This window comes from Streptomyces albidoflavus (assembly GCF_000719955.1).
GTDB classification, from domain to species: Bacteria; Actinomycetota; Actinomycetes; order Streptomycetales; family Streptomycetaceae; genus Streptomyces; species Streptomyces albidoflavus.
Window position 1 is genome coordinate 108270 of record NZ_JOII01000015.1, and the last position, 15209, is coordinate 123478.

Sequence of the window (15209 nt, forward strand, 5' to 3'; positions counted from 1 at the left end):
CGCCTCACGCCCAGCCCCGCACGATCAGCCCGAGCCCCACCGCGAACCCGCCGCCGAGCAGCACCAGGTACACCCCGTACAACCGCCGCAGCCGGTGCAGCAGGAAACCGAGGAGGCCGAACGCGGCGCCCACGCCCAGCGTCCGGGCGCCGCGCGCCGCCGTGCTGTGCAGCAGCCACGCACCGGTGTCCGTCCCGGCGCGGCCCGCCTCGGCGGCGTACACCTTGAAGGGGACGCCGTTCCAGGGCTGGGCGTGGACCGCGAGGGCGCCGTCCCGCTCCAGCGCCACGCGGGCCTCGCTCCGCATCCGCTCCGTGGTCAGCGGCGCGGGCAGCTCCGCGCCGGCCGCCGCCAGGTGCAGCGCCAGCAGACCGCCCGCCACGCTCCCGGCGAGCGCCGCCAGCGACACCCGCAGCGCCGACCGGGGCACCGCCGCGCAGACGACGCCCAGCAGCAGCTCCGGCATCAACGGCCAGCTCAGCGCCTCCGCGCACGCCCACACGAAGGCGAGCAGCAGACCCCGCCGGGCGACCAGCGCCGCCACCCGCCGCCGCACGGCCGAGTCCCGCAGCGGCTCGGCGACGGTACGGGCGTGCAGCGCGGCCACCGCCGCACGGGCCTCCTCCGGTTCCGCCGAGGGGCCGAGCGGGGCGCCTACGCGGACCCGGACCAGCGCCGGGCGGAGCCTGCCGTGCTTGGGCAGCAGCCGCCCCGTCCCCGCGATGCCGACCGGCACCACCGGCACCCCCGCCTCCCGGGCCAGCAGCAGCGCGCCCCGGTGGAAGGTGCCGAGCCGCCCGTCGTCCGCGCCCCGCGTCCCCTCGGGGAAGAGCACCACGGCGCGGCCCGCCCGCAGTTCCGCCGTGCGCTCCAGCAGGTCCCCGAGGCCGCCCCCGGTCCGCCGCACCGGGAAGCCGGCCGCCAGCCGCCCGCAGATCCGGCGCCGCCACGGCGAGGCGAACCAGTAGTCGGCGGCGGCGCCGATCAGCGGGGCGTGCCGGGCGTCGAGCGTGGCGAGGAGCGCCGCGGTGTCGGCGTGCGAGGTGTGGTTGGCGACCACCACGCACCCGCCGGGCGGCAGCGCCCCGCGCCGCTCCACCCCGCCGGTCAGCGTCAGCACGCACCACCACAGGAGGCGGCGCAGCAGGGCGCCCGCCCGGGGTGCGGGGCGCGCGGTGCGGGGCGCCGCCTCGGGCGCGGCCGCGCTCACGCCGCCACCACCAGGGCCAGGGCGAGCGCGACGAGCAGCGAGTCGATCCGGTCCAGCAGCCCGCCGAACCCGGGCAGCCAGCTCCCCGCGTCCTTCACCCCCGCCTCCCGCTTCACCATCGACTCCAGCAGGTCCCCGAAGACGCACCCGCCGAGCGCCGCCGCCCACAGCCCCGGCGACCAGGCCCCGAGCGCCGCCAGCACCGCACCCGTCGCCGCCGCCGCGCCGACCACCCCGGCCCAGGTCTTCGCCGGGGAGAGCGGCGACAGCGGCCGGGCCAGGCGCCCCCGACGGCCCAGCGCCGTCCCGCCGCACCACGCGCCGACGTCCCCGAAGGAGACGGCCACGCCCACCGCGAGCGCCGCCGGGCCGAGCAGGACCAGGCCGCACAGCGCCACCGGTATCCACAGCAGACCGAAGACCGTCCGCCCCGCCCGGGTGAACCCCCGCTCCGCGTCCCCGCCCAGCAGCGCGGGCAGGGCGGCCGCGAGCAGCAGCAGCGCCGCCGCCTGGAGGCCGAGCCGCTCCGGGGCCCGCCACGCGAGCAGCGGCAGCAGCAGGGCCGCGCCGGTCAGCACCGCCCACTCGCCCCGGCCCAGCTCCGCCAGTCGCGCGTACTCGGCGACCGCGACCACCCCGAGCCCCGCCGCCAGCCCGAACGCCCCCGGGGGCCCGGCGAGGAACGCCCCGAGGTAGAGCGGCGCGGCCAGCGCCCAGGTGCGCCACCGGCGCCGCAGCTCCGCCCGGAGCCGTACCCGGGCCGGGAGCGTGGCGACGGCGACGCCGCCGAGGCCCAGCGCCCCGCCGACCACCGGGACGGCGCGGGCGAGCAGCTCCGTGGTGGCGAGGGCGGCGGTCATCGGGTGCCCCCGGTGGCGGCGGCCGACGGGGCGGCGGAGGGCGGCGTGGCCCCGTACGGGGCGGCGCTCCCGGCGCGGTCCGCCGCGCCCAGCTCCCGCCACAGGCGGGCCCCGCGCAGCAGGGCGGTGGCGGCGGAGCCCGCGGCGAGCACCGCGAGGACCGGGGCGTACCAGCCGGTGGCGGCGGCCACGACGGCGAGCAGGCAGCGCTCCGTCTTGCCGGCCGGACCGCCGTTGAGCCGGGGTGCCCCGGCCGCCGCCCCCGCCAGCGACACCCAGGAGGGCAGCGTCGCGGCGCAGGCCGCCAGGGCGACCAGCCAGCCCGGTGCCACTGCCCAGAACGCCGCGATCACCAGGAGGTCGGCGGCCCGGTCGCCCGCCTCGTTGAGCAGTGCGCCGCGCCGGGTGGAGCGGCCGGTGTCGCGGGCCAGCGCGCCGTCGAGGTTGGCGCAGGCCAGCCGCGCCGCCAGCAGGAGCGCGACGGGGGCGGCGGCCCAGCCCGCCGGGAGAAGGGCGAGGGCCCCGCCGGCCGCCGCGGCGGCGGCGACGCCGGCGGCGGTGAGGGCGTCGGGGGAGATCCGGCGCCGGGCGAGCGCGCCGCGCACCCCGGACAGCCGGTCCGCGTACCAGGGCTTCAGTGCGTAGAGGCCGTTCATGGCTCCGACTCTGGCGGCGCGGAGCGGGGGCCGGAACGGTGCGCGTACTCAGAGGCTCTGAGTACGGCCGCCGGGGCGGGCGGTGTGGGGGCGGGGGAGCGGTGTGGGGTGGGCCACCCGGTCGGCGCAGGCCGCTCCGGCGGGCGGAAACCCGGTGTGAGCTGGCGCGGAAGGGGCGCGGAGGCGGCTCACTAGGGGCGCGTTCGGAAGAAGCCGTCTCAGATAGTAGGAAGTCCGAGTAACTGTGGAGACAGAAGCGGGCCGCGGGTCTAGCTTTGTAGGAGCCGAACGTCTCGCTGGAACCAGCGAATGACGGGTGTGCCTCCGCGCCCCGAGCAGGCAATCCCTGCTGGCCCGGAGCCCCGTCCCTCCCGGCGCTCGACCTCCCGCGCGATCTTCCGGCGGCCGCCCACCCGGCCGCCCGGCCCGGTCGCGGGGTTCAAGCCACCCGTTCCGGACGCGGTCCGCCGTGTCGCGGGCCGAGGCGGCCGCCCGTTCCCCAGGTCCAGCGCCTCCCGCCGATCCCGGCGAGACCGTCCGGCGCCCCAGTGATCCCAGCGATCCCCAAGGAGTCTCCCCATGTCCGCAGAGACGACCTCCGCCCGCCGCTCCCGCCGCGTCCACCGGGCCACCGAGACCGACCGCCGCAACGCCGCCGCCGCACTCCAGCGCGCCCTGGACCGCCGCGACAACGGCGGCTCGACCGGTCACTGAGCCACTGCACCGCGCCCGCCCGGCCCCACGGCCACGGGCGGGCGCGTACGTCCGCATGATGGACGGTCCGTGTCACCCCGTGGGACGAGGAGTAGGGTGCGACCATGTCTCGCAGCATCAATCTCGCAGTGATCCCCGGTGACGGCATCGGCCAGGAGGTCGTGGCCCAGGGTCTGAAGGTCCTCAACGCGGTCCTCCCCGAGGATGTGAAGCTGGAGGCCAAGGAGTACGACCTCGGCGCGCGCCGCTGGCACCGCACGGGCGAGACCCTGCCCGACGCGGAGCTGGAGGCGCTCAAGGAGCACGACGCGATCCTCCTCGGCGCCATCGGCGACCCCTCGGTCCCCTCCGGCGTCCTCGAGCGCGGCCTGCTGCTGAAGCTCCGCTTCGCCTTCGACCACTTCGTCAACCTCCGCCCCTCGAAGCTCTTCCCGAACACCGCCACCCCGCTGGCCGGCCGTCCGGAGATCGACTTCGTGGTGGTCCGCGAGGGCACCGAGGGCCCCTACACGGGCAACGGCGGCTCGCTGCGCACCGGCACCCCCGCCGAGGTCGCCACCGAGGTCAGCGTCAACACGGCGTACGGCGTGGAGCGCGTGGTCCGTGACGCCTTCGCCCGCGCCCAGGCGCGGCCCCGCAAGAAGCTCACGCTGGTCCACAAGAACAACGTGCTGGTCTTCGCCGGCCACCTGTGGAAGAACACCTTCGACAAGGTCGCCGCCGAGTACCCGGACGTCACCACCGACTACCTGCACGTCGACGCCGCGACGATCTTCTTCGTCACCCAGCCCGAGCGGTTCGACGTCATCGTCACCGACAACCTCTTCGGCGACATCATCACCGACCTCGCCGCGGCCGTCACCGGCGGCATCGGCCTGGCCGCCTCCGGCAACATCAACCCGACGGGCGCCTTCCCGTCGATGTTCGAGCCGGTCCACGGCTCCGCCCCCGACATCGCCGGGCAGGGCAAGGCCGACCCGACCGCCACCATCCTCTCCGTCGCCCTTCTGCTGCGGCACCTCGGCTACGAGGCCCAGGCCGCCCGCATCGAGGAGGCCGTCTCCGCCGACCTCGCGGAGCGTGACGGCACAGCGCGGACCACCGACGCCATCGGCGACGCGCTCGCCGGACGAGTAGCCGGCTGACCCGGCGCGCGACACCCGAAGCCGCCGGGTCCCCCACGGGACAACCCGGCGGCTTCCTCATGGGCGGCCCCGGGTGCGACAACCCAGGGCCCGCGCTCACCCCGCCCCCCCCTGCCGCTCCGCCGCGTGACACGTTCGGCGGGGCGGAGGACTCCTCGGCGTTCCCTCACCGCCCCCTCCGGCGCGATAATCGAACGTGGGGCCGCGGAAAATGAGGCGATACCCGGACGTCCGTGTGGTGCACAGCTGACCGGAGTGCGAGACAGCACCCCGGCCACGCACCACTCAGGGGTACGGGCGTGAGCGCGGTCCGTCACCACCACACGTGAAGGACACCACTCATGACGACGCCGACGATCGAACTGAAGCCCTCCGCGCACCCGCTCCCGGAGGCCGAGCGCGAGGCGATCCTCGCCCGCCCCGGCTTCGGCCGGCACTTCACCGACCACATGGTCACCGTGAAGTGGACCGAGGGCCGCGGCTGGCACGACGGCCAGCTCGTCCCCTACGGGCCGCTCTCCCTCGACCCCGCCACCAACGTCCTCCACTACGCGCAGGAGATCTTCGAGGGGCTCAAGGCGTACCGCCGCCCCGACGGCTCCGTGGCGACCTTCCGCCCCGACGCCAACGCCCGCCGGTTCCAGGCCTCCGCGCGCCGCCTCGCCATGCCCGAGCTGCCCGTGGAGACCTTCATCGAGGCGTGCGACCTGCTGGTGGCGCAGGACAAGGCGTGGGTCCCGCCGCACGGCGGCGAGGAATCCCTCTACCTGCGGCCCTTCATGATCGCCACGGAGGTCGGGCTCGGCGTCAAGCCGGCCAACGAGTACCTCTTCGTGGTCATCGCCTCCCCGGCCGGCGCGTACTTCCCCGGCGGCGTCAAGCCCGTCTCGATCTGGCTCTCCGAGAACCGCGTCCGTGCCGTCCCCGGCGGCGTCGGCGACGCCAAGACCGGCGGCAACTACGCCGCCTCCCTCCTCGCCCAGGCCGAGGCCGCCGCCGAGGGCTGCGACCAGGTCGCCTACCTCGACGCGGTCGAGCACAAGTGGGTCGAGGAACTGGGCGGCATGAACCTCTGCTTCGTCTACGGCGACCGCCTCGTCACCCCCACCCTCACCGGCTCCCTCCTCGCCGGGATCACCCGCGACACCCTCCTCTCCCTCGCCGCCGACCTCGGCTACCGGGCCGAGGAGGGCCGCGTCTCCATCGACCAGTGGCGCGAGGACAGCCGCAGCGGCGCCCTGACCGAGGTCTTCGCCTGCGGCACGGCCGCCGTCATCACCCCGGTCGGCCGGGTCAAGACCGCCACCGACGAGTGGACCCAGGGCACCGGCGAACCCGGCGAGGCCACCCTGCGCCTCCGCGAGGCCCTCCTCGCCCTCCAGACGGGACGCACGGAGGACCGTCACGGGTGGATGCACCCGCTGGGCTGAACCTCGGGGGCCGGGGCGTGGGAGCGCCTGGTGCCGGTCCGACCGGTCTGACCGGACGAGCGGGACGGCCCGTCGTCCCCGCAGCGGATGCGGGGGCGGCGGGCCGTTTCGGTCCGGGGGCGGCGCCCAGGTCCCGACCCTCGGGGGTAAGGGGTGCCGTCGCGGCGTCGGGCTTACGCGCGCCGCGACGGGGCGCGCGGCGTACGGGGCGGCCACGGGGCGCGCGACCTGCGGCTTCACGGGGTACGGGGCGCGCGCCGTCCGGCCTGAGACGCGGCGCCGCAGGTACGGGGTGACGGGGCGGGGCTGCCCCTTACCCGGGCCGTCTCTGCGGGCTCCGGGCAGCCGCCCCGGCTCAAGCGCCGCCCACCCCGCCGTGCGCCGTCCATTGGAAAACCTAAACCCTTTAGATAGGCTGACGCTCCATCGCCCCGCGCCCGCCGCCCACCCCCATCCCTCCAGGACCCCCATGCGCCTGACCCCCACCGAACGCGACCGCCTCCTGATCTTCAACGCCGCCCAGCTCGCCCGGGCCCGGCAGGCGCGCGGGCTGCGGCTGAACGTCCCGGAGGCGACCGCGCTCATCTCGGACACGGTCTGCGAGGCGGCGCGGGACGGGGCGCGGCTGGCGGAGGCGGTGGCGGCGGGGCGGGCCGTGCTCGGGCCGGACGACGTGCTGCCGGGCGTCGCCGACGTGCTGACCGAGATCCAGGTCGAGGCGGTCTTCGAGGACGGGTCCCGGCTCGCCGTGCTGGCCGACCCCATCGGAGGCGGCCACACCGGCGATCAGGCGCCCGGCGCCCTGCTCCCGGGCCCGCCCCACGCCGAGCCGAGTCCCATGCTGACCGTGGCGGTCACCAACACCGCCACGGTCCCGGTCAGCGTCACCTCGCACTTCCACTTCTTCGAGGCCAACCCGCGCCTGCGCTTCGACCGGGCCGCCGCCTACGGCATGCGCCTCGCCGTCCCGGCCGGCTCCTCGCTCCGCTTCGGCCCGGGCGAGACCCGCGAGGCGGGGCTGGTGCCGATCGGCGGGGCGCGCGTCGTGACCGGTTTCGCCGGGCTGGTCGACGGCCCGCTGGACGCCCCCGGCGCCCGCGCCGAGGCCCTGCGCCGCGCCGCCGCCTGCGGCTACCTCGGCGCCGAAGCACCCGGGACGGAGCCCGCCCCGCCCGGCACCACCCCCGCCCCGCCGGGCGCCCCCACCCCGGAGACCGACGCATGAGCGACCCCGCCGGCCGGGCCCTGCCCGAGGAGCTGACCCCGCGCCCCCGCGCCTTCCCGCACCTGGCCCGTACCCCGCACGGCCGCCGTACCGCGCCCGACGAGGCGGCCACGGCCTCCGATCCGTACGCCTACGCCGCCGTCCACGGCCCCCGCGCCGGGGACAGGGTGCGGCTCGGTGACACGGGGCTGACGGTGCGGGTCGAGGCCGACGCGCAGCGGCCCGGCGACGAGTTCCTGGCCGGGTTCGGGAAGACCGCGCGGGACGGGCTGCACCTGCGGGCCGCCGCCGTGCGCGACACCTGCGACCTGGTGATCAGCAACGTGCTCGTGATCGACGCGGTGCTCGGCATCCGGAAGGTCTCGATCGGTGTCCGGGAAGGCCGCATCCACGCCGTGGGGCGCGCGGGGAACCCGGACACGCTCGACGGGGTCGACGTGGTGGTCGGCACCGGCACCACGATCGTGTCGGGGGAGGGGCTGATCGCGACCGCCGGGGCGATCGACACCCATGTGCACCTGCTCTCGCCCCGCGTCATGGAAGCCTCCCTCGCCTCCGGCGTGACCACGATCATCGGCCAGGAGTTCGGCCCCGTCTGGGGCGTCGGCGTCAACTCGCCGTGGGCCCTGCGTCACGCCTTCGCCGCCTTCGACGCCTGGCCCGTCAACATCGGTTTCCTCGCCCGCGGTTCCTCCTCGCACCCGGCGCCGCTGGTCGAGGCGCTGGCGGAGGGCGGGGCGTGCGGGTTCAAGGTGCACGAGGACATGGGGGCGCACACCCGGGCGCTGGACACCGCGCTGCGCGTCGCCGAGGAGTACGACGTGCAGGTGGCCCTGCACAGCGACGGCCTCAACGAATGCCTCTCCGTCGAGGACACCCTCCAGGTGCTCGACGGGCGCACCATCCACGCCTTCCACATCGAGGGATGCGGCGGCGGCCACGTCCCCAACGTGCTGCGCATGGCGGGCGTGCCGAACGTCATCGGCTCCTCCACCAACCCCACGCTGCCCTTCGGCCGGGACGCCGTCGCCGAGCACTACGGCATGATCGTCTCGGTCCACGACCTCAAGCCCGAGCTGCCCGGCGACGCGGCGATGGCCCGCGACCGCATCCGCGAGTCGACGATGGGCGCCGAGGACGTCCTGCACGACCTGGGCGCCATCGGCATCACCTCCTCCGACGCGCAGGGGATGGGCCGGGCCGGCGAGACGATCCGCCGCACCCTCCAGCTCGCCGCCAAGATGAAGCGCGAACGCGGCCCGCTCGACGGCGACGGCGACGGCGAGAGCGACGACAACGCCCGCGTCCTGCGCTACCTCGCCAAACTGACCGTCAACCCGGCCCGCGCGCACGGCCTCTCCCACGAGGTCGGCTCGCTGGAGCCCGGCAAACTGGCGGACATCGTGCTGTGGCGCCCCGAGTACTTCGGCGCCAAGCCCCAGCTGGTCCTGAAGTCCGGCTTCCCCGCCTACGGCGTCACCGGCGACCCCAACGCCGCCACCGACACCAGCGAACCGCTCGTCCTCGGCCCCCAGTTCGGCGCGCACGGGGCGGCCGCCGCCGAGCTGTCCGTCGCCTTCGTCGCGGGCGCCGCCGTGGGCCTCGGCGCCGACGCCCTGCCCACCCGCAGGCGCCGCGTCCCCGTCCGAGGCACCCGGAACATCGGCCCCGCCGACCTCCTCCTCAACTCCCGCACCGGCCAGGTCGACGTGGACGCCCGCACCGGCCTCGTCACCCTCGACGGCGACCCGGTCCGCTCCGGCCCCGCCGACTCCGTCAGCCTCAACCGCCTCTACTTCCTCTGAGGACCGCCATGCCCGACGCCCCCGCCCCGTCCCTGCGCGGCACCGTCCCGCCGGGCTTCCGGATGCCGCCCGAGTGGGCCCCGCACCTGCGCACCTGGATGGCCTGGCCCGGCCCCAACCCGACCTTCGCCACCGAGGCCGCACTCGCCTCGGCCGAACGCGCCTGGGCCGAGGTGGCCCGCACCGTGCGCCGCTTCGAACCGGTCACCGTGCTCGCCGGACCCGGCCGCGCCGAAGGCGCCCGCGCGCTCCTCGGGCCCGGCATCGAGGTGGTCGAACGCCCGCTGGACGACGCCTGGATGAGGGACATCGGCCCCACCTTCGTCACCCGCGCGGAGGACGGCGCCCGGGCCGTGCTCGACTGGACGTTCAACGGCTGGGGCGCGCAGGAGTGGGCCCGCTGGGAGCGGGACGCGAGGATCGGCGGCGAGGTCGCCGCGCTGGCCGGGGTCCCGGCGTACCGGACGGGGCTGGTCAACGAGGGCGGCGGGCTGCACGTCGACGGGGAGGGCACCGTGCTGCTCACCGAGACCGTCCAGCTCGACCCGGACCGCAACCCCGACCTGACCCGCGCCGAGGTGGAGGCCGAGATCCACGCGGGGCTCGGTACCAGCCGGGCGGTGTGGCTGCCGCGCGGGCTGACCGGTGACTACGGGCGGTTCGGGACGCGCGGCCACGTCGACATCGTCGCGGCGTTCGCCCGGCCCGGCGTGGTCGTGGCGCACACCCAGCCCGACCCGGCCCACCCCGACCACGAGGTCTGCAAGGAGATCACCGGCGTGCTGCGCGCCGCCAAGGACGCGGCGGGCCGTTCGCTGGAGGTGGTCGAGGTGCCCGCGCCCACCGTGCTGGAGGTGGACGGGGAGTGGGCCGACTACTCGTACATCAACCACTACCTGTGCAACGGCGGGGTCGTCCTCTGCGCCTTCGACGACCCGCGCGACGCCGAGGCCGCCGCGCTCTTCCGCCGCCTCTTCCCGGACCGCACCGTCGTCCCCGTCGACGCCCGCCCGGTCTTCGCGGCCGGCGGCGGCATCCACTGCATCACCCAGCAGGAACCGGCGCCGGCCCCGGCAGGACAGGGCTGAGCGGCCCGGCGTCCCCGTCCCCACGAACGCAAAGCACTCAAGTAATCCCGATCGTTGCCCCATACACCTTGTGTCGGAATGGATCATTCCGGCAGCGTGCCGAGCATGGGACGACAGCAGTGGAAGAAAATCTGGGTCGGCTCGGCCGGCAACATGGTCGAGTGGTTCGACTGGTTCGTGTACGCGAGCTTCGCCACGTACTTCGCGGGTTCCTTCTTCCCCAGCGGCAACCCGACCGCCCAGCTCATGAACACCGCCGGCATCTTCGCCGTCGGCTTCTTCATGCGGCCGGTCGGCGGCTGGCTGCTCGGCCGGGTCGGTGACCGCAAGGGCCGCAAGGCGGCGCTGACCCTCACCGTCTCGCTGATGTCGGCCTCCGCCGTGCTGATCGCGATCGCGCCGACCTACGGTGTGGCCGGCTACGGCGGCGCCGCCGTCCTCCTGGTCGCCCGCCTGCTCCAGGGCCTCTCGGTCGGCGGCGAGTACGCGGCCAGCGCGACCTACCTGACCGAGGCGTCCGACGCCGACCGGCGCGGCTTCGCCTCCAGCTTCCAGTACGTTTCGATGACCGCGGGCCAGCTCCTCGGCCTCGGCCTGCAGATCGTGCTCCAGCGGACCATGTCGGACGACACCCTGCACAGCTGGGGCTGGCGCATCCCGTTCATCATCGGCGCCCTCGGCGCGGCCGTCGTCTTCTACCTCCGCCGCAACATGCTGGAGACCGAGGTCTACGCCGAGTCCTCCGAGGACGGCGTCGAGCGGGCCGACGACAAGGGCACGATGAAGGCGCTGTGGCAGCACCGGCGCCAGGCGTTCCTGGTCGTGGCGCTGACGATGGGCGGCACCGTCGCGTACTACACGTACACGACCTACCTGACCAAGTACCTGTCGAACTCCGCCGGGCTGCCCAAGGAGACGGCGACGCTCGTCTCGTTCTGCGCGCTCTTCGTCTTCATGTGCGTCCAGCCGCTCGCCGGGATGCTCTCCGACCGGATCGGCCGCCGCCCGCTGCTGATCACCTTCGCCGTCGGCTCGACCTTCCTGACCGTGCCGATCATGACGCTGCTCCAGCACGCCGGGTCGTTCTGGCCGGCGCTCGGCCTCTCGCTCCTCGCGCTGCTCATCATCACCGGCTACACCTCCATCAACGCCTGCGTGAAGGCCGAACTCTTCCCCACCGGCATCCGCGCGCTGGGCGTCGCCCTGCCCTACGCCCTCGGCAACGCCCTCTTCGGCGGCACCGCCGAGTACGTCGCGCTCTGGTTCAAGAACGGCGGGACGGAGTCGGGCTACTACTGGTACGTGGCGGGGTGCGCCGCGGTCTCGCTCGTCGTCTACCTGGCGATGAAGGAGACCCGGGACATCGACCTCAACCGGGTCGGCGCCGAGACGGGTCCGCCCTCCGCCGAGGCCGGCCCCGCCTCCCCGGCCTCCGGGCCCGCGAAAACGGACGCCCCGCTCGCATCCTGAGACACCTCGTGGCACGGGGGCCTCTCTGTGGGAGACTGCCCCCGTGCCCACGTTCGCCATGATTATCGGCAGCAGGCGCGCCGGTCCGCAGTGACCGCCCCGCACCACCACGTGCGACGCGGCCACCGTGCCCCAGACCCGCGCGCAGACCTCTCGCACCCGCGAGGGGTCTTTTCGTTTGTCGGCCCCGACCGGGCCGCGGCGAGGCGCACGAGAGGACGGGGGCAAGTGGAGCCAAGCATTCCGGAGCCACTCACCCGACAGGAGTCACCACCGCATGACCAGCCAGGCCACCCCCGAGGAACCCGCTGAGCGCGCCCCGTCGGCCGCGACGAAACCGCAGGTCGCACGCGACGTACGGGGCGGCGACGGGGCGCGCCCCGCGCCCGCCGGAACGCCCGCCGGAACCCCCGCCTCCGCGGCGTCCTCCGCCGCCGCGGACGCCGCCGTCGAGCGCCCCCTGCACATCTTCGACACCACGCTCCGCGACGGCGCGCAGCGTGAGGGCATCAACCTCAGCGTCGCCGACAAGCTGACCATCGCCCGGCACCTGGACGACTTCGGAGTGGGCTTCATCGAGGGCGGCTGGCCCGGCGCCAACCCGCGCGACACCGAGTTCTTCGCCCGCGCCCGCGAGGAGATCACCTTCCGCCACGCGCAGCTCGTCGCCTTCGGCGCCACCCGCCGCGCGGGTGGCAGCGCCGCCGACGACCTCCAGGTGCAGGCGCTGCTCGACTCCGGCGCCCCGGTCGTCACCCTGGTCGCCAAGGCCCACGACCGCCACGTCGAGCTGGCCCTGCGCACCACCCTCGACGAGAACCTGGAGATGGTCCGCGACACCGTCTCCCACCTGCGCGCCCAGGGCCGCCGGGTCTTCGTCGACTGTGAGCACTTCTTCGACGGGTACGCCGCCAACCCGGCCTACGCCAAGGCCGTCGTCCGCGCCGCGAGCGAGGCCGGCGCCGACGTCGTCGTCCTCTGCGACACCAACGGCGGCATGCTGCCCGCGCAGATCCAGGCCGTCACCGCCACCGTCCTCGCCGACACCGGCGCCCGCCTCGGTATCCACGCCCAGGACGACACCGGCTGCGCCGTCGCCAACACCCTCGCCGCCGTCGACGCGGGCGCCACCCACGTCCAGTGCACCGCCAACGGCTACGGCGAGCGCGTCGGCAACGCCAACCTCTTCCCGGTCGTCGCCGCCCTGGAGCTGAAGTACGGCCGCACCGTGCTTCCCGAGGGCGCGCTCGCCGAGATGACCCGCATCTCGCACGCCATCGCCGAGGTCGTCAACCTCACCCCCTCCACCCACCAGCCCTACGTCGGCGTCTCCGCCTTCGCGCACAAGGCCGGACTGCACGCCTCCGCGATCAAGGTCGACCCCGACCTGTACCAGCACATCGACCCGGAGCTGGTCGGCAACCGCATCCGCATGCTCGTCTCCGACATGGCAGGCCGCGCCTCCATCGAGCTGAAGGGCAAGGAGCTGGGCATCGACCTCGGCGACGACCGCGCCCTGGTCGGCCGCGTCGTGGAGCGCGTCAAGGAACGCGAGCTGGCCGGGTACTCCTACGAGGCCGCCGACGCCTCCTTCGAACTGCTGCTCCGTGACGAGCTGCGGCGCGGCGCCGGCGGCGCGGGCGACGCGGCCCCGTCCCGCTTCTTCCGCGTCGAGTCGTGGCGGGCGATCACCGAGAACCGCCCCGACGGGATCCACGCCAACGAGGCCACCGTGAAGCTCTGGGCCAAGGGCGAACGCCTCCTCGCCACCGCCGAGGGCAACGGCCCCGTCAACGCCCTGGACCGCGCCCTGCGCGTCGCCCTGGAGCGGATCTACCCGGAGCTGGCCAAGTTCGCCCTGCGGGACTACAAGGTCCGCATCCTGGAAGGCCGCTCCGGCACCGACTCCACCACCCGCGTCCTGATCTCCACCGGCGACGGCGACGCGGAGTGGTCGACGGTCGGCGTCGCCGAGAACGTCATCGCCGCCTCCTGGCACGCCCTGGAGGACGCCTACACCTACGGCCTGCTCCGCGCCGGGGTCGAGCCCGCCGAGTAGGCCCGAAGCGCGTAGCCCCGGACGGGCGGCGGGGCCCCGTACCCGGCCCGCCGCCCGTCCGGGGCGTTTCGCGGCGACCCGGGTTAGCGTGGAGGTATGAGGCGAGCCGTAGTCCGCCAGTCCATACGCCGGGGCGCTCTCATCGCGTCCGGGCCTCTTCTCGTGCTGGGCGCCGCCGGAGCGACGGCCGCGCCCGCCGCCGCCGACCAGGGCAGGCCCGCCGCCGCGGCACCCGTGCGGACGGTTCCGCAGGCCCCTACCGCCGCGACCGTCTCCGAGGTCGCCAAGGCGTGGCGCGACGGCCCCGTCTTCGTGGACCCGGACGTCTCGGACCAGCTCTCCGACGCCCAGGCGCGCGACCTCTCCCAGGAGATCCAGGACAGCGACAAGGCGATCTTCGTCGCGGTTCTCCCGGCGACCTTCACGGACGACGTCGACCGGACCATGAACGACCTGCGCGGCGACACCGGCATCACCGGGCTGTACGTCCTGCGCATCGGCGACGACCTGCACGTCCGCGCCGACGGGTCGGTCCTCTCCCAGCAGGCCACGCAGAACCTCGAATCCCGCTTCCAGGGCACCACCCCGGCCGACCAGCAGCTCACCGGCCTCGTCGAGAACGCCACCCAGAACATGGGCGGCCGCGCTCCCAACTCCTGGTCCTCCCAGGACAGCGTCTCCGGCTCGACCTGGCTCGGCCTCGGCATCGCCGCCGTGGTCGTGGGCGGTGCCGCCTACACGCTGACCCGGCGGCGCAAGATCCGGCGCGAGCAGGCCCAGCGGGAGGCGCTGGCCAAGCTGCGGGTCGTGGTGGACGAGGACATCACCGCCTTCGGCGAGGAGCTGGAGCGGCTCGACTTCCGGCCCCTGGAACCGGGCGCCACCGACGAGATGCGCGGCGACTACGAGCGCGGCCTCGACGCCTACGAGAACGCCAAGTCCCTCATGGACCACGCGCGGAAGCCCGAGGACGTGCGCGAGGTGACCAAGGCGCTGGAGGACGGCCGGTTCGCGCTCGCCGTGCTCGACGCCCGCCGCAGCGGCCGTGAGCTGCCGGTGCGCCGCCCGCCGTGCTTCTTCGACCCGCGCCACGGCCTCTCGGTCGCCGACGTCACCTGGGCCCCGCCCGGCGGCGCGCCCCGCGAGGTGCCCGTCTGCGCCGCCGACCAGGCCCGGCTGGAGCGGGGCGAGGCCCCCGACATCCGCACCGTCGAGTCCGACGAGGGCGGCCGGCGCCCGTACTGGGAGGCCGGCCCGGCGTACGGCCCCTGGGCGGGCGGCTACTTCGGCGGCGGCATCCTCCCCGGCATCCTCGTCGGCACCATGCTCGGCCACATGATGATGAGCCCCGCCTACGCCGCCGACTACGGCTCGGCCGAAGGCTTCGGCGACGGCGGCGCGGGCGGCGGCTACGAGGGCGGCGACGTCTCCGGCTCCGACTTCGACCCCGGTGACTTCGGCGGTGGGGGCGGCTTCGGCGACGGCGGCGGATTCGGGGGCGGAGGCGGCGACTTCGGCGGAGGCTTCTGACCCCGCCCGAGCCGCCC

12 protein-coding genes are annotated in these 15209 nt (G+C 75.2%); 9 read left to right on the plus strand and 3 right to left on the minus strand.

Features of this window, described 5'->3' with window-relative positions:
- Positions 1–4 precede the first annotated feature (4 nt).
- From IF45_RS0117745 to IF45_RS0117755, 3 genes are read right to left on the minus strand one after another with little or no spacing between them, the layout of a single operon-like run.
- Positions 5–1210, minus strand: a complete 1206-nt coding sequence (locus tag IF45_RS0117745) for a lysophospholipid acyltransferase family protein (protein ID WP_030308304.1) — start codon at positions 1208–1210, stop codon at positions 5–7.
- Complete coding sequence (locus IF45_RS0117750; protein ID WP_015507056.1) at positions 1207–2070, minus strand: phosphatidate cytidylyltransferase; 864 nt, start codon at positions 2068–2070, stop codon at positions 1207–1209. The genes IF45_RS0117745 and IF45_RS0117750 overlap by 4 nt, the downstream gene beginning before the upstream one ends.
- Positions 2067–2726: a CDP-alcohol phosphatidyltransferase family protein gene (locus IF45_RS0117755; protein ID WP_015507055.1), complete on the minus strand. Its 660-nt coding sequence runs from the start codon at positions 2724–2726 to the stop codon at positions 2067–2069. Before IF45_RS0117755 ends, IF45_RS0117750 begins: the two co-directional genes overlap by 4 nt.
- Before the next feature lie 579 nt (positions 2727–3305).
- Here IF45_RS0117755 and IF45_RS33960 point away from each other — a divergent pair.
- From IF45_RS33960 to IF45_RS0117800, 9 genes are all read left to right on the plus strand, one after another.
- Positions 3306–3440 carry a hypothetical protein gene (locus IF45_RS33960; protein ID WP_008406190.1) on the plus strand — a complete coding sequence of 45 codons (135 nt, stop codon included), beginning with the start codon at positions 3306–3308 and terminating at the stop codon, positions 3438–3440.
- 104 nt (positions 3441–3544) lie between these two features.
- Positions 3545–4585, plus strand: a complete 1041-nt coding sequence (locus IF45_RS0117765) for a 3-isopropylmalate dehydrogenase (protein WP_030308307.1) — start codon at positions 3545–3547, stop codon at positions 4583–4585.
- Between the two features lie 341 nt (positions 4586–4926).
- A complete protein-coding gene (locus tag IF45_RS0117770; protein ID WP_003951042.1) occupies positions 4927–6015 on the plus strand; it encodes a branched-chain amino acid aminotransferase in 1089 nt (362 codons plus the stop codon).
- Positions 6016–6484: 469 nt separating this feature from the next.
- A complete protein-coding gene (gene ureA, locus IF45_RS0117775; RefSeq protein WP_030308308.1) occupies positions 6485–7240 on the plus strand; it encodes an urease subunit gamma in 756 nt (251 codons plus the stop codon).
- Positions 7237–9045, plus strand: a complete 1809-nt coding sequence (locus tag IF45_RS0117780) for an urease subunit alpha (protein ID WP_030308310.1) — start codon at positions 7237–7239, stop codon at positions 9043–9045. Before ureA ends, IF45_RS0117780 begins: the two co-directional genes overlap by 4 nt.
- A gap of 8 nt (positions 9046–9053) precedes the next feature.
- Entirely contained in the window at positions 9054–10133 is a 1080-nt protein-coding gene (locus IF45_RS0117785; RefSeq protein ID WP_030308312.1) for an agmatine deiminase family protein, read from the plus strand.
- A 105-nt stretch (positions 10134–10238) separates the two neighbouring features.
- Positions 10239–11603, plus strand: coding sequence for an MFS transporter (locus IF45_RS0117790; RefSeq protein ID WP_003951045.1), 1365 nt, complete (start codon positions 10239–10241; stop codon positions 11601–11603).
- A 277-nt stretch (positions 11604–11880) separates the two neighbouring features.
- Positions 11881–13662: a citramalate synthase gene (gene cimA / locus IF45_RS0117795; protein WP_241780671.1), complete on the plus strand. Its 1782-nt coding sequence runs from the start codon at positions 11881–11883 to the stop codon at positions 13660–13662.
- A 162-nt stretch (positions 13663–13824) separates the two neighbouring features.
- On the plus strand, positions 13825–15192 hold the full coding sequence (locus tag IF45_RS0117800) for a heme exporter protein CcmD (RefSeq protein ID WP_008414956.1): 1368 nt from the start codon (positions 13825–13827) through the stop codon (positions 15190–15192).
- The last annotated feature ends 17 nt before the right edge of the window (positions 15193–15209 follow it).